The organism is Porphyrobacter sp. GA68 (assembly GCF_022605525.1).
Lineage (GTDB): Bacteria > Pseudomonadota > Alphaproteobacteria > Sphingomonadales > Sphingomonadaceae > Qipengyuania_B.
In genome coordinates, this window is sequence record NZ_JAKQYJ010000001.1 from 714,420 (window position 1) to 736,941 (window position 22,522).

The window sequence follows — 22,522 nt, forward strand, 5'->3', positions numbered from 1 at the left end:
CCGCCGCAGCAACGTTTGAGAAGGAATGTGTATGGCAAGCAGTGCAGCCGCTTTCGATGTCGGTGACTATGTGGTCTATCCAAAACACGGCGTTGGCCGCGTGGTTGAATTGCAGAACGAAACCATCGCCGGAATGCAGCTCGAACTTTACGTACTCCGGTTCGAGAAAGAGCGGATGACACTGCGCGTGCCCTTCAACAAGGTCGAATCAATCGGCATGCGCAAGCTGTCGAGTGACAAGACGCTGAAGGAAGCCATGGAAACCCTGAAGGGCAAACCAAAGGTGAAGCGCACCATGTGGAGCCGCCGTGCGCAGGAATACGAAGCCAAGATCAATTCGGGCGACCTCGTCTCCATTGCCGAAGTAACCCGCGACCTGTTTCGCCCCGACGATCAGCCGGAGCAGAGCTACTCCGAACGGCAGATCTTCGAAGCCGCCGCCAGCCGCCTGGCCCGCGAACTCGCGGCGATGGAGAAAACGGACGAGCCGGCTGCCCTGGAAAAGATCCTCAACGTGTTGCGCGAACATGCTCCGCAATATTACATGAACGACGACGCTGCGTAGCCAATTCCGGCTGGGTCGGGCCGTGCCAGTCGCGCGGCCTGTCTGTGTATGACTGTGTTCGCGCTAAGCCTCGGCTTGTTTTGGGGCGCGGGCGAGCTTGTGATCGCGGCTTTATGGCGGGAAACCGAGGTTTCGCCGCGATCGGGCTATGGTGCGTTAAGCATCTCGCTTGGATGATCCGGGCGGAGGTCTGGCAATGATTGTACGAGTCGTTCTTGCTGGATGCGCAGCGCTGATGCTGCAAGGCTGCCTTGCCAAGGCCGCCGTTGACGTGGTGACGCTGCCGGTGCGTGCTGCAAGCAAGGCAGTGGACCTTGCCACAACCAGCCAGTCCGAAGCGGACGAGAAGCGCGGCCGCGCCCTGCGCAAGCGGGAAGAGGAATATGGCAGGCTGGAACGCAGCTGGCAGAAAAACCGCGAGCGCTGCGAGAAGGGCAGTCGTGCTCACTGTGACGCCGCTGCGCAAGACTTAATACGAATGGATGAACTGCGTCGGACGATTCCGGTTGAACCGGATTAGCGGGCCGCGCGGCGCAGTCGGTCGTTGAGCGCTCGCCCGATACCCTCCTCTGGAAGCGGCGCTACGGCAATGCGCGGCTTCTCCGACAAGGCTGCGGTATGCAGGCACGCGTACAGCCTTGCACCTGCTTCGGTGAGAGAGCCCGCAGGCGACAGATCGCAGTCGCCGCCGCCCGTTCCGAAGGTGATGAAGAACTCCCCCTCCCGCCTAGCATGAGCATTGAGGCGCAGCGGCTTGCCGGGGGCATAGTGACTTGCAAGTTGCCCAGGTGCCTCCACGAAAGTTGTGCTCACGGAACCTGCGCCAGTTGCGCGGCGCAACTTCTCTTTGAAAGCTGCGGGGTCAATCGGTCCGGGACGCAGCTCCTCGACGGAGCCGTCTGGACGAACAGCTATGATGGTCGATTCAAGCCCCTGTTCGCTCGGCCCCGCATCCAGAACGGCATCAATCCGGCCGTCGAGAAAGCGGAGAACATGCTCCGCGCAGGTCGGGCTGACGAGACCGCTCGTATTGGCCGACGGCGCCGCAAGAGGAAGGCCGCTCTGCTCCAGCACGCAGCGCATCACCGGATGGGCAGGCATCCGTAAAGCGATGGTCGGCAGGCCCGCTGTCACGGAAGGTGCGATATTGGCCTCCTTTCTTCTGGGCAGAACCAGGGTCAACGGCCCAGGCCAGAATGTCTGCGCCAGTTCGGACGCCCGGTCGCTGAACGCGGCCAGTCGCTCCGCCTCCTTCAAGCCCGCGACGTGCACGATAAGCGGATTGAAGCCCGGCCGGCCCTTCGCCCGGTAAATGCCTTGCACGGCGCGCTCGTCGTCGGCTCGCGCGGCGAGGCCGTAAACCGTCTCTGTGGGCAAGCCGACCAGCCGGCCCGCCTGTAGGAGGCGAACCGCCTGCCTGATGCCGGCGTCATCCGCCGCCATGCGCTCTGTCGTCACCTTGCCGCTCATCGCCCATCGCTATAGGAGGTCAGGCTTCCCGCGTGAACCAATAAGGACAGGACCGCCCGCCGTGACCATTTTCAACCCTGCGACGCATGATCAGCTGCTTGCCCTGGAAGTGAACGCGAACATCGGTGAGCTGGCCAGCTCCGAACGTTTCTCTGCCGCGGAACCTGATCTGGTGGCCGCGGTCGTGGAAGGTGTCGGCGCCTTCGCTCAGGGAGAGTTTGCCCCATTGAACCGGATCGGGGATACGGAAGGTGCGCGGCTGGAGAACGGCGTGGTCCGTCTGCCGGCCGGCTTTGCGGAAGCTTATGCCGCTTACGTGGAGCAGGGCTGGAACGCGATTTCGGGTCCTGCAGAGTTCGGGGGGCAGGGGCTTCCCTTTTCCTTGGCCTGTAACGTGCTGGAAAACCTCGGCAGCGCGAACATGGCCTTTACCCTGCTGCCGATATTGTCCGTCGGTGCTATAGAGGCACTCGACCATCACGGCTCCCCCGCGCAGAAGGAGCTGTACCTTCCAAAGCTTGTGTCCGGCACTTGGTCGGGAACGATGAACCTGACGGAGCCGCAGGCAGGCAGCGACGTGGGCGCGCTGCGCACAACCGCCACCCCGATCGCTCACGGCGACCATGCGGGCAAGTGGCTGATACAGGGGCAGAAGATCTACATCACCTGGGGAGAGCACGAGCTGGCAGAGAACATCATCCACCTTGTTCTTGCACGTACGCCGGACGCGCCAGAGGGAAGCCGCGGCATATCGCTCTTTGTCGTGCCGAAGTTTCACGTGAAACATGACGGAACCTTGGGCCCGCGTAATGATGTTCGCTGCGTCAGCCTTGAGCATAAGCTCGGCATCAATGCCTCGCCCACTTGCGTTATGAGCTATGGCGATAATGGCGAATGCGTCGGCGAACTGGTCGGCGCCGAGAACCGCGGCCTGGCAGCCATGTTCACGATGATGAACTCGGCACGGATCAACGTCGGCAACCAGGGCGTCCACATTGCGGAACGGGCATTGCAGCAGGCAACGCATTATGCTGGAGAGCGGGTGCAATCAGCCCGTGCCGGTGCAGCCGACAGGACGCCGGTGCCCATTATCGAACATCCGGACGTGCGCCGCATGATCCTGAGGATGCGTGCGCTGACCGAAGGATCGCGGGCCTTGCTCTACTACACGGCGGGCCAGGTTGATCGCGCCGCGCTTGGCGATGATACTTCGAAGCTGCGCGCAGAGATTCTCGTCCCGCTGATCAAGGCGTGGGGCACGGATGTCGGGTGCGAGGTCGCCAGCCTTGGCATACAGGTGCATGGCGGCATGGGCTACGCCGAGGAAACCGGGGCAGCCCAGCATTTTCGCGACGCGCGAATCGCGCCCATCTATGAAGGAACCAACGGCATTCAGGCGGCGGATTTGGTCACTCGCAAGCTCGGGCTGGAGGATGGAGCGGCATTTGACCGGATGATGGCCGAAGTGATGGACCAGGCGGGAGATGCTGAGGCTTTGCGCAACCTCGCAAGCCGGGTGCGTGATCTGGCCCGTTGGATGCGCGACAAAGCGTCTCTGGATGACCGACTGGCAGGAAGTGTGCCGTTTACCACCATGAGCGCGGTCGCTGTTGCAGGCTGGCAGTTGCTGCGTCAGCTTCAGGCGGTGGAACGAGGTGCCGCGCCAGCTCTGGTCGAGCGGAAGCAGGCAACGGTCCGCTTCTTCCTGAACAGGCTTGTCCCTGAAGCCGAGGGGCTGGCGCCGTCTGTCCTGGCGGGCGCAGAAGATCTGTATTCCCTGTCTACGGATGCCCTGCTCGCCTAGGTGTTGGCCTCGCTGGCTTCAGCGCACAAGACCTTGCTGGCGAACATAATCCTCTTCGAACTGCGCCTGCGGATCGCGCAGCTCGCGAGGAGCCGGCAGACGTTCCCCTGTCAGCCGGGCGATCGGCGCGGCAGGTGCGGCGTCCGGCGCGATGACACGCCAGATAATGCCAGCGGTGTCGTCACTCACCAGCAGCGCGCCGTCTCCTGCCCAAGCCACCCAAGTCGGCCGTCCACGCGTCGTACCCTCCCCCGTTAGCCAGCCTGACAGGATCGGTATGGGTGTGCCTTGCGGATTGCCGCGCGCGTCGAATGGCACGAATACTACGTCGTAGCCGGATGGGGGCTTGCGGTTCCACGATCCCCGCCGCGCTATGATCGCGCCCGATCCAAAACGCTCGCCCAGCCGGGCACCTTCCTGGGGGAAAACCAGGCCCAGCGCCGCGACATGCGGCCCCAAGGCATACTCCGGAGCGCGGGCATATTCGGTCAGGAATCGCGGCATCGGAGCATCGACCCGCCGATCCACATTGTCGCGCCAGTACACCCAAGGCCAGCCATACTGCGCGCCAAGCGGCACATTTGTCAGGTAATCGGGGACGAGATCGGATCCGAGCATGTCCCGCTCGTTCACGGTGGTCCACAATTCGCCGGACCAAGGGCTGAAGGCGAGCCCGTTGGGATTGCGCAATCCGGCTGCAAACAGGCTTTGCCGGCCGGTTTGCAGGTCGTAACGCCAGATCGCGGCGCGCCCTTGCTCGATCTCCATCCCCTGCTCTCCGATATTGGAAGCCGAACCAACCGCCACGTAAATCATCCGTCCGTCGGGCGAGATGACGATGTTGCGCATCCAGTGGCCGCCGCCTGCGGGCAGATCCATCAACTTGCGAGATGCCGCCGGCAGGCTGGTTGCGCCTAGTTCATAGGGGAAGGAGAGCAGTGCATTATGATTGGCGACATACAAGGTGCCGTCACGCCAAGCTATTCCGGAAGGTGAATCCAGCGTGTTTGTCAGGACGTGCCGCTGTTCAGCCCGGCCGTCGCCATCGGCGTCGCGAAGCAGAACAAGCTGGTTGGGCGACGGACCGGCTGATCCCGCCTTCTTGAACAGGTAACTTTCCACAGCGCCCCGGATGCGCCCGAACAGCCCCTGATCCTGCTGCGCGGGATCGCGTCCCGGAGAGCGGGCGAGTGCCGCCAGAACATCTCCATTGGGCAGAGTGTAGATGACTCTCGGGCTTTCCAGTCCCTCTGCGAACCTCACAACGGTTAGGCCTTCGGCAGCGATCGGCTGTTCCCCAGCCTTCCAGCCCACAGGCTCGGCGATCTGCACCGTCGGAATGGTTTCGGAGTTTGGCTCCGCCAGGACGGGATCGGTTCCGGTCACCGCCTCTACGGCCAGCTGCGCCGTGTTGCCGCGAGTGAGCCAGGCGAAGGTCAGCAGAAGCAGGAGGAATATGACAGCGACGCCGATGGCGAACTTGCGGGCTAGACTCATGACGCCAAACCTAGGCGTGCTGTGCATCAACGGCAATGCGCTTGCGCGCAATTGCGCGGAGCGACAGAGTCGCTAAGGCTGGCCCCATGTTCGATTACAAGCCGACCGATGGCGCGTCCAAACCTCAGCTATACGACGATCTGTGCAGCGCGGCCGACGCGCTGACCCGCGACGAGCCGGATGCCGTGGCGAACATGGCCAACGTCGCCGCCCTGCTCGCCGACTTCCTGCCGGATCTCAACTGGGCGGGCTTCTATCGTACTCTTGGATCAGAGCTGGTACTTGGGCCGTTCATAGGGCGTCCTGCGTGCATTCGGATTGCTTGGGGACAGGGCGTGTGCGGAACGGCGGCAGCCTCGGCGCAAACGCAGATCGTGCCGGATGTGCACGCATTTGCAGGCCATATAGCTTGCGACGCGCATACCCGTTCAGAACTGGTTGTGCCGGTGGTCAGAGACGGGAATGTAGTGGCGGTGATCGACCTCGACAGCCCCACCCCTGCGCGCTTCGACACGGAAGATGCCGCCGGCATCGAACGGCTGGCCATGATGCTGGCTGAACGTATCTGAACTCGTCAGGAACTCGTCAGATGTCGCCCCCCGTAAGTCGCTGACAGATGAGATCGAGCTGATCAAGGGTGCGGTATTGAACAATCAACGCACCCTGTCGCCCATCAGGATCGCCCTTGATGCGGATTGGCATGCCGAGAAAATCCTGCAGATGTGCTTCGATGGTAGCCAGGTCAGTGTTGGGCTGCGCCTGCCGCGGGGCAGAGCGGCGAGGGGAGGACCGACTGGCACCTTCGCGGCGTACGAGTTGTTCCACTTCGCGCACCGACAGGCCACGCTCGACTGCGGTGCGCGCCATAGCTTCGGCGTTCACCACGCCGACCAGCGCCCGCGCGTGTCCGGAGGACAGACTGCCCTCCTCCACCATCGTCTGGATGTTCTGAGGCAGCGAGAGCAGCCGCTGCATATTGGCGACATGGCTGCGCGATTTGTCCACCAGCCTGGCGATCTCCGACTGCGTCATGCCGTCATCGTCAGCCAGGCGCTGGTAAGCGCGCGCTTCTTCGAGAGGGTTGAGATCCTCGCGCTGGAGGTTCTCGATAAGCGCGAGCGCCTTCACCTCATGCGCGTCGAGGGTGCGCACGATCGCTGGAACTTCGCTGAGACCCGCTATCCGCGCAGCCCGCCAGCGCCGCTCGCCGGCAACCAGCTGATACTGGCCATCGGGCTGCGGACGCACGATCACCGGCTGGATCACTCCGCGCGCGGCAATTGAAGCAGCGAGTTGGTTCAGCGCCTCCTCATCAAAATGGGTGCGCGGTTGACCAGGTAGCGCAGTGATCCTGTCTATGGCGATTGAACGGAGCGTCCCTGCTTTAACATCTGCCTCGGGTTCCTCAGTTTGTCCGCTGACGCGGGTTACAGGCTCCTCGCGCCGCGATTCCTTGAGCAGGGCGTCCAAGCCCATACCCAACTTTCGCTTCCGTTCTCCCGCAGCGCCCTCCCGCGGCGGCGCCACTACCCGGACCGGCTCCCAATTATCGCTCATGCAGCTTTCCTAAGACTCGGCAGGCGGCCGATCAATTCCCGTGCGAGAGAGATATAGGCGCGACTGCCCGAGCAGGCGTAGTCGTAGATCAATGCCGGCATGCCGTGACTTGGCGCCTCCGACAGTCGCACGTTGCGGGGTATGACCGCCTCGAACACCAGATCGCCCAGGCAGTTGCGCACGTCGTCCGCCACCTGATCGGTAAGCCGGTTTCGCCGGTCGAACATGGTAAGGGCAACGCCGATAATTCCCAGCTGCGGGTTGAGATGTTCACGCACCCGCTCAACTGTTTGCAGCAGCTGGCTCAACCCTTCAAGAGCAAAGAACTCGCACTGGAGCGGTACCAGGAGTGTGTCGGCCGCCGCCATCGCGTTGAGCGTCAGCAAGCCGAGCGATGGCGGACAGTCGATGAAACAGATGTCGTAATCGCTTTGCGCGGCATCGATAGCCTGACGAAGCCGCATCGCCCTGTTTTCAAGGGAAACCAGCTCCACTTCGGCTCCACTGAGGTCGACGGTGGATGGAACGACGCGCAGGTTCGGTATGGTGGTGTCCAAGGCGATCTGGCGGATTGTTCCTTCGCCCAGCAGAAGGTCATAGCTAGACTGGCCTCGCAGTTCCTTGGCGATACCCAGCCCCGTAGAGGCGTTGCCTTGCGGATCCAGGTCGATCAACAGCGTACGCCATCCCGATGCCGCCATCGCCGTGGCAGTGTTGATAGCGGTGGTGGTTTTGCCCACCCCGCCCTTCTGATTGGCGATAGCAACGGTGAACATGATCAGTTCGAACCCCTAGAACGTTCACACACAATGATGCTTGCATCGGGGGCCGTCAACGAGTGTTTCACGTGAAACAGCCAACTTCGGCGCTGGCTAGCGGGTATGTCGTTTAGCTCTTCGACAACGGTGCGGCCTTTCGCAAACAGCCACCGGCTTTTTGTGTGCCCCAGATGCGCTGTCTTATGCAACAGCGCTGCCAACGGCGCGACGGCCCGCGCGGACACTGCATCGAAGGTGTCATGCACGTCTTCGGCACGCCCGGTGATGATCCGCATGTGGCCGAGACTGAGGCTCTCTCGCATGCGCTCAAGCCAGGCGGTTCGCAACTTGCGCGGTTCGATCAAGGTGACACTAAGATCGCGGCGCAAGATCGCAATAACCAGTCCGGGCAGGCCAGCGCCCGTGCCCACATCAGCCCAACTGCTGCAGTTTTCCGGCTGATGTTCGAGGAGCTGGGCAGAATCTGCAATGTGACGGACCCACACGTGGTCCAATGAAGCGGGCGATACCAGGTTCTGCAGCGTATTCTCCTGCCGCAACGCCGCCACATAGAAAGCGCAATCGGCCAGTGCGGCCGCACCCCAATTGCGCTCGATATAGGAGCGCGCATCATATTCTGAGGTGATCAAGCGGGCTGCTGCCGGCGCTTGCCGGCATGCACCAGCACCGCGGCCAGCGCAGCGGGCGTGATGCCTGGCACTCGCCCCGCAGCTGCCAGATCGGGCGGCTGTGCTCGGCTCAGCCGTTCGATCATCTCACCGGACAGTCCCGGCACCAAGGCATACGGAAAATCATGAGCGAGACTGATATGGGTGCTCGCACGCAGGTCACGTAACTCCGCCTCCTGGCGTTGCACATAGGGGGCGTAAACAGCGTCCTCGGTCAATTCGGCGGCGAGATCATTGTCCGACGTCCAACTCGCCGGGAGCCACCGCGCCGCCTCGTCCGCGGTGATCTTGCCGTTCGCGAGGAGTTCTCCGACAGTCTTCCCTTTAAGGTCTTTCGCCACGGGGACCTGGTCGGCCGGGATCCGCTGCGCCAGGGCGGTGGCGCAGTCATGCCTCGCCTCCTCCCGCCTGGCGAACCATTCCGTTCTCTCTGGCCTCACACAGCCAACCGCGATCGCGAGCGGCGTCAACCGCGTCGTTGCATTGCCAGCGCGCAGTCGCAGGCGGTACTCGGCGCGCGCGGTAAGCATACGGTAAGGTTCCGTCACTCCCTGCAGGGTCAGGTCATCCACCATGACCGCCATATAGCTGTTGGCCCGGTCAAGTGGCGGCGGATCCATGCCCTTCAACGCACAAGCAGCCGCAAGGCCCGCGATCAGGCCCTGCGCCGCAGCCTCTTCGTAGCCGGTAGTGCCATTTATCTGCCCGGCGCAATACAGGCCCGGAAGAGCTTTCATTTGCAGGCCAGCGTCGAGAGACCGGGGGTCGACGTGGTCGTATTCAACCGCGTAACCGGGCACCGTCATCTCCACCCGCTCCAGTCCCCTCATGCTGCGCAACATGGCAAGCTGCACGTCCACCGGGAGCGATGTGCTGATGCCGTTCGGGTAAATCAGCGGGGTGTCGAGACCTTCGGGTTCGAGGAACACCTGATGCCCGTCCCGGTCGCCAAACCGGTGTATCTTGTCCTCGATGGACGGGCAGTAACGGGGGCCCTGCCCGGTGATGTCCCCGGCAAACAGCGGTGAGCGGGAGAGGTTGCGCCTGATGATGTCATGGCTACGTTCGTTTGTCCGGGTGATCGCGCAGAACACCTGGGGATTGGCGCGCGCTCTGGTCACAGGCGACATGGTCCAATGCTCCACGTCGCTGGGTTGCTCTGCCAGCTGAGCCCAATCGATCGTGCGACCGTCAAGGCGCGGGGGTGTGCCAGTCTTGAGGCGCGCCAGCGGCAGAGACGCTTCGCGCAGCTGTGCCGCCAGACGATGCGCGCTCGCCTCTCCCACACGCCCGCCGCTCAGCCGCTCCTCTCCACGGAACAGCGTACCGCCAAGGAATGTGCCGGTGCAAAGCACAACCGCGGCTGCCGGTATATCCGAGCCATCGGCCAGCCGCACACCTGCAATCCGGTTGTTTGACATCAATAGTTCGGTCGCTTCGCCTTCCACAATGGACAAGTTCGGCTGCTGCGCCACAACCTGCGCGACTGCTCGCTGGAACAATGTGCGGTCCGCTTGCACCCGCGGCCCCCAAACGGCGCTTCCTTTCGAGCGATTGAGCATCCGGTGGTGGATCGCCGCCGCGTCTGCGGCCTGGCCGATCACGCCATCAAAGGCATCGACCTCGCGAACGAGATGGCCCTTACCCAGTCCGCCGATGGCAGGATTGCAGCTCATCGCGCCGATCTTGCTCGCATCGAACGTGACAAGTGTGGCAGGCACACCCATGCGGGCGGCGACACAGGCTGCCTCCACACCGGCATGGCCGCCGCCAATTACGATGATCGATCGGTTCATTGAAGATGTTTCACGTGAAACAACGGGCTTCTCTATTTGCCGATACAAAACCGGCCGAACAGGGCGTCAAGCATGTCCTCGGTCGCGGTTCGGCCAAGCACTGCGTCAAATGCCACGCGCGTTTGCCGCAGATGTTCCGCGATGACAAGATCATCCTGTGCGGTCACGATCTGCGACAACGCCGCCTGTGCCTCCGCCAGCAGCATGGCTTGCCGGTTGTTGAGCGCGACTTGCCCCGCGCTGGGAAGAATGGTTCTCGCTTTCTCAGCGATCGCCAGCTTGAGCTGATCAACGCCCTCACCCGTTCGGCCCGACACCCGGTGGTCGGGTGACCGCTTGCGCAAATCTGCGGGGGCATCGATCCTTGTCTCAATCTCCAGCGCCTTCGTTGGCCCCTCCCCTTCGGGTCCGAGCCACAATACCAGATCCGCGCGATCGATGTGCCGACGCGCACGACCGATGCCGATGGCCTCGATGCTGCCTGCGCCTTCATCTCGCAAACCCGCCGTGTCGATGAAAGTGAAAGGAACGCCTCTTATGGCAACATTCCGCTCCAGCGCATCTCGGGTCGTCCCAGCTTCCGGCGAAGTTATTGCCGCCTCATCTTCCACCAGAGCATTGAACAGGGTCGACTTGCCGCTGTTAGGCGGCCCGGCGATGACCACCCGGACGCCTTCCTTGAGCCGGTCACTGCGCGGGCGGCTCAGCCACTCCGCAAGATCAGCCGCAAGGGCTGCGACTTCTTTCCGAAAGCTCGGTGGCAAATGGGCGGCATCATCGTCATCGGCAAAATCCAGCGCCGCTTCGACCAGAGCCGACAGGCGCAGGATGTGTTGCCGCCACTCTTCCACCTGCGCGGAAAAACGCCCCTCGGTGAGGCTGATCGCGGCTGCGCGCTGAAGCTCGGTTTCTGCCGCCAGCAGGTCGGCCAGTCCCTCCGCCTCGGCAAGGTCCATGCGCCCGTTGCGGAATGCCCGCCTGGTAAACTCCCCCGCCTCTGCCCTGCGACACCCCAGCCTTTCCAGCGCCCGCTCGACCGCGGCGACAACCGCGCGTCCACCGTGACAGTGCAGCTCGACCATGTTCTCACCCGTAGCCGTGGCAGGCGCAGCGAACCGCATCACCAAAGCCCGGTCGATGATGACGCCATCGGGGCTGCGCAACGCCCGCAGGGCGGCTGTTCGCGGATTTGGCAACGGCTGACGGCAAAGATCGCCGACAACGCGGTGTGCGTCAGGTCCACTGATACGGATAATGGCAATAGCTGCCGGCGGCGCCCCGCTCGACAAGGCGAAGATCGTATCCGACATCAAGCCGTGGTCATTCCGGTTTGCCGGTCGCCCCGCCCTCGCCATCTCCCGGTTTCCTCGCGGCCGCTTCCATGAAGCTTTGGAACATCTTGAAGCCAAGCTGCCCCATGGGGGCAAGTTCCCGAGCGTAGTCGCGCAGTTGATCCGGGCTTTTCACCCCTTTCATAGCGCTGGCCATCATGTCGACATAGACATCATTAGCCTTCGCCACATCAGGCAGTCCCATAAACCGGCGTGCTTCTTCCGGCGTGCAGTCGATTTCCAGGTGAACCTTCATCGGGCAAACTCCATCGCATTGACTGCACGATTTGGGTCTTGGGGAAAGTCGGCGCAAGCACTAAGCTTTAGAGGACCGATCCAAGGAGAAACGCGTGAGCCGATCTGTTTCCATCCCGCAGCTGTCTGGCGCCGGAAGTTTTGACGCATATATCGCCCGGCCAGACGGTGAGCCGAAGGCTGCCATCATCGTGATCCAGGAAATCTTTGGCGTTAACGCTGGCATTCGGCGCAAATGTGACAAGCTGGCGCAAGCCGGTTACCTCGCTGCCGCGCCTGACCTGTTCTGGCGGCTTGAGCGGAACCTGCAACTCGATCCGGACGTGGAAGCTGAGTTCCAACGAGCGCTGGAACTGATGGCCAGGTTCGACCAGGATGAGGGCATTCGCGACATCGAGGCGACGATCCGCTACTTGCGCGCCGAAGAAGGGGCGGAAAAGGTTGGCGCGGTCGGTTACTGCCTTGGCGGGCGACTGGCGTTCATGACCGCGGCGCGGACGGACTGCGATGCCTCGGTGGGGTACTACGCCGTCGGTGTCGACGGCCTGCTGCGTGAAAAGCACGCCATTGCCAACCCGCTGATGCTCCACATCGCGGGTGATGACGGCTTTGTGGACAAGGCGACCCAAGCTGCAATGCATGAGGGGCTGGACGACCATCCCAAGGTCACTCTGTACGATTATCCCGGTGTCGATCACGGGTTTGCGACGGAAATGGGCAAGCGGCGAATCGATGAGGCTGCGGAGCTGGCGGATCGGCGCACAATGGAGTTCTTCGCGCGCCATCTGACCGACAGTTCAAGTTGATGCATTATTCTTTGAACGTCACACACAATGCGTCGAATAGACGCACATTGAAATGTTATAGTCGAACAGGATGCTCTTTGCGTTAACCACTTTGTGAAGCTTTCTGGCTATGCCTCGCTGCACGAACAGCAACGCGACCTTCGGCCTTGCCAAGGGCGGTTTGCTGACCAAGGAGAGGTTCTGCGCCATGTACGCCATGTCTCCTTCGTCAGACTGCGCTCTGGCGCAACGCCGCCGCGGCCGCCAAGCGAACATGGTTTGCCTCGTCCTGCCGTGTCTTCTGGTGTCGGCTGTACCCAGCCGGGCAAATCAGTCAGAAGTGCGGATCACCGCCGAACGTGACTTGCGCTTCGGATCTTTTGCCGTTCCATCCAGCGGCTGGCGTGAAGTAACACCAGCCGGGGCGGTTAGCGGAAGCGGCATCATAGCCATGCCTGGCGCAACCGGCCCGGCGCAATTCACGCTCACCTATGATCGCGGCAACAACGGCCAGGTCAGGCTGAACATCCAGCTGCAGTTGATCCTGCTACCCGCCCCCGTGGTGACGCAGCAGGGCGTTGTTGCTCGGCTGACCGGGTACCAGACGGACTTGCCCGGTGCTGCTCGAGTTGCCGCCGGACAGCCAGTATTGGTCAGCCTGCCGGATTGTCGTCAGCGGCTTTGCACGGTGTCTTTCCGCGTCGGTGGACGGCTCGATCTGGAACGTACGAGCGGCGGCGGCCGGATTGACGTTCCTATCCCGATGACCGTCTCAGTGCTGTCAATAAGATAGGTGCCGCAGGAACCCAGTCACTATCCGCAAAAGCAGCAGAAAGGAACAATCTGCCGCAACAGGATTAGGATTGGTAGATGTGGCGGCCAGTTTCCCTACGGCGACGCAAACGCCTCTACGCCGCGTGGTTGGTGGCCACAGCCATGTCTGGCATGGTCAATCCCGCCCAGGCGCAGGACCACAAAGCCATGGCATCAGGAGTTGCGGGAGTACAGATCATCGAGCCAGTCTCTGTGGAGGGGTGGGCGATCGCTGCACGAACCGGTGTGCTGATCACCACTGATCTCACAAGCACGACGATTGAGTCACCAGGTTCGCAGAACAAGCACATCAGCAGTCCACTCTCCTCCAGGCCGAATCGACGGGCGACCCAAGTATCTATTTTCGAACATGATTTAGCAGGCAGAGCTGCATCACCCTCGTTACGAACAGGGTCGACCGTAACTGGGACTAATCCCTTGAATACAGCAGCTGATCCCGTAATCCTGGTGCTTTTACAGTGATATAGGAATGGTTAATTGGCGATGGACATCGTTTCCATCAATTTTTAAAAACTAAGTAGTAACCCCTAATCGACGCCAGAGCTTCTGCGGAAGCGCTGCCGCATCACGCCAGCGGCTGGATGCCGTGGCTCATCGACAAAGGGATCATCGACAATGAAGAAGTTTCTGTTTGCAGTTCTGGCAAGCTCCATCGCAGTGCCAGCATACGCCGCCCCTGGTGACAGCAGCACCGCGCAGGGCACCGCCACTGCGCAGATCGTCGCGCCGATCACGCTGACGCACGTGTCCGGTGCGGCGCTCAGCTTCGGTACTTTGACAGCCGGCACCGGCGGCACGGCGACCGTGAGCGTCGGCAGTGTCCGCACCGTGGGCGGCGACGTGTCCGGTATCACCGGCGTCGCGCCGGCTGCCGATGCTTTCACCGTGACGGGTGATGCCAACCGCTCTTTCTCCATTACAACCGCAGGCGGTACGGTCGCCAATGGCGGCAACAGCATGGCCTTCACCACCACGGCCGCGGCAACCGGCGCCCTGAGCGCTAGTGGTACAGCGTCGTTCCGCGTGGGCGGCACGCTGACCGTGGGCAACAACCAGGCGCCGGGCAGCTACACCGGCACTTACAACGCCACGGTTTCCTACAATTGAGCCTGAGGGACGAACAGGGGGCTGGCTGATGCCAGCACCCTGTTCACCTCTGGCCTGATTTGCCATGATGAACGCCGCGCTTCCGCTTCGCCTGCTTGCCCAAATCGGCATGGCGGCCTTTCTTCTGGGCGGCGGTTGCCTCGCCGCCCAGACGACGGGCGGACAATCCCGCGCGTCTGGTACAGCGACTGCAGACATAGTGCGCCCATCACAGATCGAGCCTGTGCAGGACCTGCGCTTTGGCACAATCGTGAGGCCAGCGGCAGGCGGAACCGTGGCCGTCGCGCCCAATGGCGCGGTAACCAGCACACTTGATTTGAGCCAGTTTCCCGGGAACCGGGGCGCCGCGCGGTTCCGGGTCAAGGGCGATCCCAACCGCCTGTTCGTCACCTTCCTTCCGACCAGCGCCACTTTGGCCAGCGGAACGAACACGATGCTGGCGGACCAGTTCCGCGCCAACACGTCCTTTGGCTTTGCGGGCTTTGACGCTGCGGGAAATTACCAGCTGGACGTTGGTGCAAGGCTGATAGTCGGGGGCAACCAGCCTGTTGGCGACTACCGCGGCACGTTCGACTTAACGGTTCTTTATCTCTAAACCTTTATCAAGTTCTTCGCCCTGCCAGGGCCGATTCTCTCAACAGTAGTAGAACCCGACCCATGTCCTTTGAACGCCATGTTCGCAGCCATGCCCTGCGTCTGAGCGCCGGTCTGCTCGCGCTGATCGCATGTCCGCTCGGCGCGCAGGACCAAGCTGTCGACGCGCCCTCCCCGCCGCCTGTCACCACCCATGTTCCAGCGGGGGCGGTGGCGGGCCTGGGCGACATCAACCTGTTTCCCAAGCGCCTTGTGCTGGACGGAAGCCGTGAGATCGCCATGATCGGCCTGTACAACAAAGCCGCCAGTGAAGGTGATTACGAGATCACGCTGCGCGACCTGCGGATGACCTCGGAGGGACAGCTTGTTCCTCTGGAGGCGGGCGATCCGGCGGCCGGCGAAGTGCGGCCGGCCAGCGACATGGTGCGTCACTCTCCGCGCCGTGTCACCCTGCGCCCCGATGAATCGCAGACAGTGCGCTTGATGCTGCGCGCCCCCGCTGATCTGCCTCCTGGGGAATACCGCACGCACTTTCAGGTCGTGTCCGTTCCCCGCGACGTAGTCGATGGTGTTTCGATCACCGAAGCTGTGGGGGTGGCGGACACAGGCGGCATCGGCGTGAAGATCCGCCCGCGCATCGGCCTCTCCATTCCTGTCATCGTGCGGATCGGGGCTACCACCCTCGAAGCGGGCGTCGCCGACGCGCGGGTTCTGACCGCTGCGGATGGCTCTCAGGCAGTGGAATTCATGCTGACACGCCGCGGCACGCGCTCCGCCTATGGCGATATCACCATCACCGCGGCTGGACTCGGCGAACCGCTTGCCGTCCTGCGCGGGGTGGGTATCTATCCCGAGGTGTCGGCAAGACAGGTCACCGTGCCACTGCCGGGCGGGCAGCCTGCTTTGCGGCAGGGGACTCGCCTGAAGATCAGCTTTACCGATGACGATCACGCGCCGGGCACGCTCCTGGCGACGCATGAATTCGCCGTGCCGTGAACCTGTTGTGGCGCCTCCTCGGGGCGCTGATCATCATTGCGCTGATTGCACTGGGCAGTCCTGCGCACGGGCGCCCGGCGACTGCGGAGGGCGGGCTGGCGCAGACCGTCGCAGCCGGAGGAACCGGACCGGCACCCGACTGCTGCACGCCCGTCGGGTTCGAGCCGGAAGACGAGATTATCCTGGAAGTCAGCGTGTCCGGTTCGGACGCGCCGGATGTGATGACGGGCTTTGCCAAGGATGGGGCCGCTTACCTGCCGCTCGGAGCGATGGCACGCCTGCTCGACCTCGCCATCCGGATCGAGGATGGAGGGTCGCGGGCCGACGGCTGGGTGCTGCAACCGGGCCGTACCCTCGGTCTCGACCTGCGGGAACGGATCGCGCGCCGCAACGGCGAGGCCATCATCCTTGACGCCAAGGCGGCGGGGATCATGGACGGCGAACTTTATTTGCGATCCGACTGGTTCGCGCACCTCCTGCCGCTCGAGATCGAGGTGGACCAGCGTGCACAGCAAGTATTGATCAGGACAACTGAACCATTTCCTTTCCAGGAACGGCTGGCCCGGGCTGCCGCACGCGAAAAGCTGCTCCGCCGGGCAATCGAGCAGGGCGCCGAATGGCCAATGGTGCCGCTCGCCTACCGCGCCGTGACTGTGCCAAGCGCGGATCTCGCCGTGCGGGTCGTCTCTGACAGCGGTTTGGGTTCACGGATCGGCGGAGACTTGCGGCTCGCCGGCGATCTGGCGTGGATGGGCGCAGACCTGTTCGTGACCGGCGACAGCGCAGATGGTCTCACCGGCGCATTGCTCGCCCTGGGGAGGTTCGATCCCCAGGCAAGGCTGCTGGGACCGCTTAGAGCGACGGAATATACCGTCGGCGATGTGTCCAGTTTCTCTTTGCCGCTTGGCCTTGCCGCGGTCACGGGGCGGGGTGTCGCCATCGCCAACACCGAACGGGTCGCGCGCTCGGTTTTCGACACCATCGACCTGCGGGGAGTGTTGCCCGAAGGTTTCGAGGTCGAACTGTTCCGCAACGGCATCCTGCTCGGATCGCTCCGCGGAGATACCGAACGGACATTCTTTTTCCCGCAGGTGCCGGTGGAGTTCGGGCTCAACGAATTCCTGCTGGTTTTTCATGGTCCGCAGGGGCAACGCCGGGAGGAAGTGCGCAGGTTCATGGTGGGCGACGGCCGCCTGCCGCCGGGTCGCCTGACCTATCGCGTCGCCGCGCTTCAGAAGGACCGCACCTTGCTGGGTGTGGAAGGGCCGCGGACCTTTCAACCCGCCGACCGCGGCGATCGTCGTATTGTCGCAGAGGTGGGCTATGGCATCACACCAAACTTTACCACTGTGGTGAGCGGTGCCTGGGTAGAACGAACCAATCCGTTCGTGAAGAACAAGAAAAGCAACTGGATGTTTTCGGCAGGCGCCCGAACCGGAGTCGGCCGGTGGGCAGCGAAAGCCGATGTCGCGCTGGCGGGAGGCGGGGAATGGGCGGCTACAACCGGCGTCGCTGGCTCTCTGGGTGTCACCAGCGTCACCGCGACGCACAGCCGCTATGGCGGGGGCTTCCAGGACGACCTCCGCTCCTTTGCGCAAACACCCTTGGCTCATGTTACCGAAGTCGATCTGCGCACCAATCTGGTGATCGGCTCAGTTGACCGGCCGCTTGCGCTTCCACTTTCCCTGCGCGCACGCCACATGGTCGATGCGCAAGGCGGCCGCGAGATCAACGCTGCTGTGCGCGCGTCGGCGTTTCTGCCCGGCGTCCTCGCCGCAGGGTCGCTGGAGTTTCGCCAGACGGCGCTTGGAACAGCAGGCAAGACAGCGCAGCTGTTCGGCAATTTTGACCTTGCCGCGCGGAGCCAGGGCCGCACCCGGCTACGCGCCGGGATCAGCTACGAAGTCGTGCCGCACGCCCGCCTGGTCACGGCGGATGCCCAGGTGGATTGGGCGCTTGGTCCCGACAGCTCGCTGCGAGCGACTGTGGGGTACGACTTCGCCCGCCGCGCGCCGCAGGGGTCCATCGCCTTTGTCCGGCAGTTCGATCGGTTCGCCCTTTCCGCCGACGCCGGTTACAGGTTCGGCGACGGCAGCTATGCGGTCGGTCTGCGCCTGGCGGCGAGCTTGGGGCGCGATCCCCTGCAGGGGCGGTTCTTCGTCGCGCAACCGGGGCTGGCGTCCGGTGGCGGCGCAATCGTGCGCGCGTTTCAGGACATGGATGGCGACGGACGGTTCGGCAACAACGATCGCCCCCTTCCCCAAGTAACCTTCATGACGTCAAACGAACTCGCGAAAACCGACAAGGGCGGCGTCGCACGCCTGGTCAACCTGCCAGCCGGTCAGCCGGTCAGCTTGCAACTCGACCCGGCTTCCTTGCCGGACATCGCGCTCGCGCCGCTCAATCGCGGGGTCACGGTGGTTCCGCGCGGCGGCCGCCTGCAGGCAGCCGATTATCCGGTTGTGGCATTGGGGGCGGTGGAAGGCACCGTTGCCTTCGCCGAAGGCGCCGACGCCCGGCCCGTCGCGAGCGTCCGGCTCCACATGCTCGACAACAAGGGACAAATGATTGCAGAATCCCGCTCGGAGAGCGATGGCTACTATGTCTTCGAAGAAGTTCGACCCGGTGCTTACACGATCACTCTGGACCCATCGCAGGCAGGCGCGCTGGACCTGTGTCTTGCGCAGGAGGAGCGCGTCGTGATCGGTTTTTCCGGAGACGATCTGCGCCGGAACCTGCTGGTGAAGCGCTGCAGCGCACGGCCACAGATGGCGGCCGCCCTGCCCATGCGGTAAATTGCTGCGGACGCATACTAGCGGTGCGGCCCTGCGCGCGTTCCGGCGCGTTCCGATGGGACCGGCAGGCCTGTCCTGCTTGCTGTTGCAGGCGCAGCAGGGCGGCCCGCTCAGTTCAATGCGATGCTGGTCAGCGCGATGGCCGGTCCAGGCCGCAAGAACCCTACTGCCCGACGAGTTCCGGCGATCCGGTGCGTTCGATGAAGCCGTGAAGGTGGCGAAGCACCTGCTGGCCGCTTTGATCCTTGGCGAGTTCAGCGCGCACCTGGGCCAGCGCATCGCCGGTGCGTCCGACCCGCTGCATCCGCCAGCGGGGAAACCGCGCGGCCATCGCCGGCAAATCGAGGACGATCTGGATGTCGCAATGGCGCGTGTCTTTCTCCAGTGTCCGGAGCAGACCGCGCAGCGCCACTTCCTCCCCCTCGATCAGTTGGAAGAATTGATTGCCCGCATAGACGAGGAAGCCGGTCACGCCCCGGTCCATGTTATTGCTGACAGACTTTTCCACGATGCGGAACAGATCGTCCTGCCCCAGCTCATCTGTGGCGACGCTCGTATAGGCAATCTGACGCATGAAGCGACTCTCCCGGGCAGCAGGAGAGTCGTCGTAAACGCAGGCAGTAAACGGATGGTTTACTGATTCATCGTGGCGAAGAAATCTTCGTTGGTCTTGGAGTCCTTCATCTTGTCGAGCAGGAACTCCATCGCGTCGACTGTTCCCATCTGCATGAGAATACGCCGAAGCACCCACATCTTGGACAGCTTGTCCTTCTCCACCAGCAGCTCTTCCTTGCGGGTGCCGGACTTGCCGACGTCAAGGGCGGGGAAAATGCGCTTGTCCGCCACCTTGCGGTCGAGCACGATTTCCGAATTGCCGGTTCCCTTGAATTCTTCAAAGATCACTTCGTCCATGCGGCTGCCGGTGTCGATCAGCGCCGTGGCGATGATGGACAGCGAACCGCCCTCCTCGATGTTGCGAGCGGCGCCGAAGAACCGCTTGGGCCGTTGCAGTGCGTTTGAATCGACACCGCCGGTCAGCACCTTGCCCGATGACGGCACAACCGTGTTGTAGGCCCGCCCCAAGCGAGTGATCGAGTCGAGCAGGATCACCACGTCGCGCTTGTGTTCCACCAGACGCTTGGCTTTCTCGATCACCATTTCGGCCACCTGCACATGGCGGGTCGCCGGTTCGTCAAAGGTGGAGGAGATGACTTCACCCTTCACGCTGCGCTGCATGTCGGTGACTTCCTCGGGCCGTTCGTCGACCAGAAGCACCAGCAGGAACACTTCGGGATGATTGTCGGTGATCGCCTTGGCGATGTTCTGCAACAGCACCGTCTTGCCGGTGCGCGGCGGGGCGACGATCAGCGCGCGCTGTCCCTTGCCCTGCGGCGCGATGATATCGATGACGCGGGCCGACTTGTCCTTCACCGTCGGATCGGCAACGTCCAGCGTCAGCTTGCTGTCGGGATAGAGCGGGGTGAGATTGTCGAAGTTCGTCCGCAGCCGCACTGCATCGGGATCATCGAAATTGACCGTCTTCAGGCTGGTGAGGGCAAAGTAACGTTCTCCCTCGCGCGGGGCGCGGATCTCGCCTTCCACCGTGTCGCCTGTCCGCAAGCCCCAGCGGCGAATCTGGTTGGGCGAGACATAGATGTCGTCCGGTCCCGCGAGGTAATTCGCCTCGGGCGAGCGCAGGAAGCCGAACCCGTCCTGCAGCACCTCGATGGTGCCGACACCCATGATCTGTTCTTGGTAATCCTCGTCTTCGGCGAGTTCGCGCAGGATGCAGAACATCAGATCCTGCCGACGCATCGTGGAGGCGCCCTCCACCTCCAGCTCTTCGGCCATCTGGACGAGTTCGGCGGGAGTCTTCGCCTTGAGTTCTTTGAGGTGCATGAGGTTGATCGCTTGGAAAAGAGTAGAAGATATGACGGCTGGTTACAGCGTATGGGGAAAGCGAACCTGCCGCAGGGGGAAGAGAGCGGCGCGTCGGGAGGTCAGATAAGCCGGCTGCACACGCGCGTCAATCGCCCGCGCGCAGTGCCCGTCAGAAAGGCTTCACGACCACCAGAACCACGATCACGGCGACCGTCACGCCCGGAACTTCGTTCAGGAGGCGCAGGGTTCTGCCGGCAAGCGCCTGCTCGCCCCGCGCCAGCTTCTTCGCATAGCCAGCCAGATAGCCGTGGTACGCCGACAAAATCAGCACCAGCAGCAGCTTGGCATGCAGCCAGCCCTGATCCCAGGCGGCGATACTGAACGCCAGCGCGATGCCCAGCACCCAGACCACGATTATGGAGGGAAGCAGGATGATCTTGAGCAGCTTGCTTTCCCGGTCCACCCACCGCGCCGCCTCGTCCGATCCGGCGCCCGCCTCCTGGTGATAGACGAAGAAGCGGGGCAACATGAACAGACCCGCCATCCAGAAGATCACGAAGATGATGTGTCCCGCCTTCAGCCACAGGTAGGTCACAGCGAGAACGTCCTGCATGACGCGCATTTATCCGCTCTTGCCATGGCCGTCACCCCCTCCAGCCGCGAACTTGCGCAACCAGACGCTCGACATGTGCGATGGGTGTGCGCCGGTCGATGCCGTGCCCCAGGTTGAAGATGTGCGGCCGGTTGTCGAACGCCTTGAGGATGTGCGCGACTGCGGCATCCTGCGCGGCTCCTCCGGCGAGGAGGAGGAGCGGGTCGAGATTGCCCTGCACGCAGACATCGTAAGGCAGGTTGGCGTCGATCCAGGCCGGGTCGTGCGTCTCGTCGATGCCAACCGCCCGGATGCCGGTTTCGCGCACATAGGCGGGCAGCTTTGCGCCCGCTCCCTTGGGGAAGCCGATGACGGGTGTGCCGGAGCACCGCTGCGCCAGGGCGGCAACGATCCTGCTGGTGGGCGCGATGACCCACCGTTCGAACTCGGCGGGGGCGAGGCTGCCTGACCATGAATCGAATAATTGCACCGCCTGCGCCCCGGCAGCGATCTGCCCGGCGAGATAGTCCACCGTTACAGCCTCGATGGCGCGGATGATGGCATCCATTGCTTGCGGATCATTGTAGGCAAGGACACGAGCATCGTGCTGGTCGCGGCTCCCCTCGCCCGCGATCATGTAGGTGGCAACCGTCCAGGGAGAGCCGGCAAAGCCCAGCAGGGTGACTTCCGGTGCGAGCGCGGCCCGAACCTTGGCCACGGTGTCGTAAATCGGCTGGAGACGCTCTGGCACAGCCGCCAGCGCCTCCAGCGTGCTATCCACCAGCGGAGGCGAGAGCCGGGGCCCCTCGCCCGCCAGGAACTCCAGGTGCTGCCCCATGGCGTGGGGCACGATGAGGATGTCGGAAAACAGGATCGCGCCATCGAAACCGAAGCGGCGGATCGGTTGCAGCGTGATCTCGGCGGCCGCGTCGCTGTCATAGACGAGGTTCAGGAAACCGCCCTTCTGCGCCCGCAGATCGCGGTACTCCGGGAGGTAGCGGCCCGCCTGCCGCATCAGCCAGAGGGGTACGGCCAGACCCCGGTGGCCTTGAAGAGTTCGGAGCAGGCGCGGCTCGATCATGCGTGTCCAATCCAATACCAATTAATTTATAGATAAGATGATGGAGTCTGTTGGCCCTGTGGAGAACGGGGATTGTCCGGCTTTGCCCGCATTTTCCCCCGTTGAACAGGGTAGCCAGCGCATCGACTCGCCACC

The 22,522-nt window shown here is 63.0% G+C and carries 22 protein-coding genes; 10 read left to right on the top strand and 12 right to left on the bottom strand.

What is annotated here, in order from left to right; translation table 11 throughout:
- Window positions 1-31: 31 nt before the first annotated feature.
- Window positions 32-565, top strand: a complete 534-nt coding sequence (locus LHJ54_RS03485; protein WP_228242547.1) for a CarD family transcriptional regulator — start codon at window positions 32-34, stop codon at window positions 563-565.
- A gap of 196 nt (window positions 566-761) precedes the next feature.
- Complete coding sequence (locus LHJ54_RS03490; RefSeq protein ID WP_228242548.1) at window positions 762-1,085, top strand: hypothetical protein; 324 nt, start codon at window positions 762-764, stop codon at window positions 1,083-1,085.
- On the opposite strand, the gene LHJ54_RS03495 is transcribed toward LHJ54_RS03490, so the two are convergent.
- Window positions 1,082-2,035: an L-threonylcarbamoyladenylate synthase gene (locus tag LHJ54_RS03495; protein WP_228242549.1), complete on the bottom strand. Its 954-nt coding sequence runs from the start codon at window positions 2,033-2,035 to the stop codon at window positions 1,082-1,084. The genes LHJ54_RS03490 and LHJ54_RS03495 overlap by 4 nt on opposite strands.
- 61 nt (window positions 2,036-2,096) lie before the next feature.
- Here LHJ54_RS03495 and LHJ54_RS03500 point away from each other — a divergent pair, with 61 nt between their 5' ends.
- Complete coding sequence (locus LHJ54_RS03500) at window positions 2,097-3,839, top strand: acyl-CoA dehydrogenase (RefSeq protein ID WP_228242550.1); 1,743 nt, start codon at window positions 2,097-2,099, stop codon at window positions 3,837-3,839.
- Between the two features lie 18 nt (window positions 3,840-3,857).
- Here the strand turns inward: LHJ54_RS03500 and LHJ54_RS03505 are convergent, their stop codons facing one another.
- Window positions 3,858-5,336, bottom strand: coding sequence for a sorbosone dehydrogenase family protein (locus tag LHJ54_RS03505; RefSeq protein ID WP_228242551.1), 1,479 nt, complete (start codon window positions 5,334-5,336; stop codon window positions 3,858-3,860).
- 86 nt (window positions 5,337-5,422) lie between these two features.
- On the opposite strand from LHJ54_RS03505, the gene LHJ54_RS03510 reads away from it, so the two are divergent.
- A complete protein-coding gene (locus LHJ54_RS03510) occupies window positions 5,423-5,905 on the top strand; it encodes a GAF domain-containing protein (protein ID WP_228242552.1) in 483 nt (160 codons plus the stop codon).
- 16 nt (window positions 5,906-5,921) lie between these two features.
- On the opposite strand, the gene LHJ54_RS03515 is transcribed toward LHJ54_RS03510, so the two are convergent.
- The 6 genes from LHJ54_RS03515 to LHJ54_RS03540 are packed head-to-tail and all read right to left on the bottom strand — an operon-like array spanning window position 5,922 to window position 11,723.
- Window positions 5,922-6,893, bottom strand: coding sequence for a ParB/RepB/Spo0J family partition protein (locus LHJ54_RS03515; RefSeq protein ID WP_228242553.1), 972 nt, complete (start codon window positions 6,891-6,893; stop codon window positions 5,922-5,924).
- Window positions 6,890-7,669: a ParA family protein gene (locus LHJ54_RS03520; protein ID WP_277754020.1), complete on the bottom strand. Its 780-nt coding sequence runs from the start codon at window positions 7,667-7,669 to the stop codon at window positions 6,890-6,892. Before LHJ54_RS03520 ends, LHJ54_RS03515 begins: the two co-directional genes overlap by 4 nt.
- A 2-nt stretch (window positions 7,670-7,671) precedes the next feature.
- Window positions 7,672-8,301 carry a 16S rRNA (guanine(527)-N(7))-methyltransferase RsmG gene (gene rsmG, locus LHJ54_RS03525; protein ID WP_228242554.1) on the bottom strand — a complete coding sequence of 210 codons (630 nt, stop codon included), beginning with the start codon at window positions 8,299-8,301 and terminating at the stop codon, window positions 7,672-7,674.
- Entirely contained in the window at window positions 8,298-10,136 is a 1,839-nt protein-coding gene (mnmG, locus tag LHJ54_RS03530; protein WP_228242555.1) for a tRNA uridine-5-carboxymethylaminomethyl(34) synthesis enzyme MnmG, read from the bottom strand. The genes rsmG and mnmG overlap by 4 nt, the downstream gene beginning before the upstream one ends.
- Window positions 10,137-10,168: 32 nt before the next feature.
- Window positions 10,169-11,446, bottom strand: coding sequence for a tRNA uridine-5-carboxymethylaminomethyl(34) synthesis GTPase MnmE (mnmE, locus tag LHJ54_RS03535; protein WP_228242556.1), 1,278 nt, complete (start codon window positions 11,444-11,446; stop codon window positions 10,169-10,171).
- Between the two features lie 10 nt (window positions 11,447-11,456).
- Complete coding sequence (locus tag LHJ54_RS03540) at window positions 11,457-11,723, bottom strand: DUF6489 family protein (RefSeq protein WP_228242557.1); 267 nt, start codon at window positions 11,721-11,723, stop codon at window positions 11,457-11,459.
- 94 nt (window positions 11,724-11,817) lie between these two features.
- Between LHJ54_RS03540 and LHJ54_RS03545 the strand changes: the two genes are divergently transcribed.
- The 6 genes from LHJ54_RS03545 to LHJ54_RS03570 all read left to right on the top strand — a co-directional run bounded on the left by LHJ54_RS03545 (window position 11,818) and on the right by LHJ54_RS03570 (window position 18,833).
- Window positions 11,818-12,528 (top strand): dienelactone hydrolase family protein, encoded by a 711-nt coding sequence (locus tag LHJ54_RS03545; protein WP_228242558.1) that lies wholly within the window; start codon window positions 11,818-11,820, stop codon window positions 12,526-12,528.
- A 109-nt stretch (window positions 12,529-12,637) separates the two neighbouring features.
- Window positions 12,638-13,300 (top strand): DUF4402 domain-containing protein, encoded by a 663-nt coding sequence (locus LHJ54_RS03550; protein WP_228242559.1) that lies wholly within the window; start codon window positions 12,638-12,640, stop codon window positions 13,298-13,300.
- Window positions 13,301-13,956: 656 nt separating this feature from the next.
- Complete coding sequence (locus tag LHJ54_RS03555) at window positions 13,957-14,448, top strand: DUF4402 domain-containing protein (RefSeq protein WP_228242560.1); 492 nt, start codon at window positions 13,957-13,959, stop codon at window positions 14,446-14,448.
- A gap of 64 nt (window positions 14,449-14,512) precedes the next feature.
- Window positions 14,513-15,043 carry a DUF4402 domain-containing protein gene (locus tag LHJ54_RS03560; protein ID WP_228242561.1) on the top strand — a complete coding sequence of 177 codons (531 nt, stop codon included), beginning with the start codon at window positions 14,513-14,515 and terminating at the stop codon, window positions 15,041-15,043.
- 62 nt (window positions 15,044-15,105) lie between these two features.
- Window positions 15,106-16,038, top strand: coding sequence for a hypothetical protein (locus LHJ54_RS03565; protein WP_228242562.1), 933 nt, complete (start codon window positions 15,106-15,108; stop codon window positions 16,036-16,038).
- Entirely contained in the window at window positions 16,035-18,833 is a 2,799-nt protein-coding gene (locus tag LHJ54_RS03570; RefSeq protein ID WP_228242563.1) for a carboxypeptidase-like regulatory domain-containing protein, read from the top strand. The genes LHJ54_RS03565 and LHJ54_RS03570 overlap by 4 nt, the downstream gene beginning before the upstream one ends.
- A 163-nt stretch (window positions 18,834-18,996) precedes the next feature.
- Here the strand turns inward: LHJ54_RS03570 and LHJ54_RS03575 are convergent, their stop codons facing one another.
- The 4 genes from LHJ54_RS03575 to hemE form a co-directional block, all read right to left on the bottom strand.
- The gene (locus tag LHJ54_RS03575; RefSeq protein ID WP_228242564.1) at window positions 18,997-19,407 is read right to left on the bottom strand and encodes a BLUF domain-containing protein; all 411 of its coding nucleotides are present in this window, start codon (window positions 19,405-19,407) and stop codon (window positions 18,997-18,999) included.
- Between the two features lie 59 nt (window positions 19,408-19,466).
- Window positions 19,467-20,732: a transcription termination factor Rho gene (rho, locus tag LHJ54_RS03580; RefSeq protein WP_228242565.1), complete on the bottom strand. Its 1,266-nt coding sequence runs from the start codon at window positions 20,730-20,732 to the stop codon at window positions 19,467-19,469.
- 151 nt (window positions 20,733-20,883) lie between these two features.
- A complete protein-coding gene (locus tag LHJ54_RS03585) occupies window positions 20,884-21,327 on the bottom strand; it encodes a CopD family protein (RefSeq protein ID WP_228244285.1) in 444 nt (147 codons plus the stop codon).
- 31 nt (window positions 21,328-21,358) lie between these two features.
- Window positions 21,359-22,387, bottom strand: a complete 1,029-nt coding sequence (gene hemE / locus LHJ54_RS03590; protein WP_228242566.1) for a uroporphyrinogen decarboxylase — start codon at window positions 22,385-22,387, stop codon at window positions 21,359-21,361.
- Window positions 22,388-22,522: the final 135 nt, after the last annotated feature.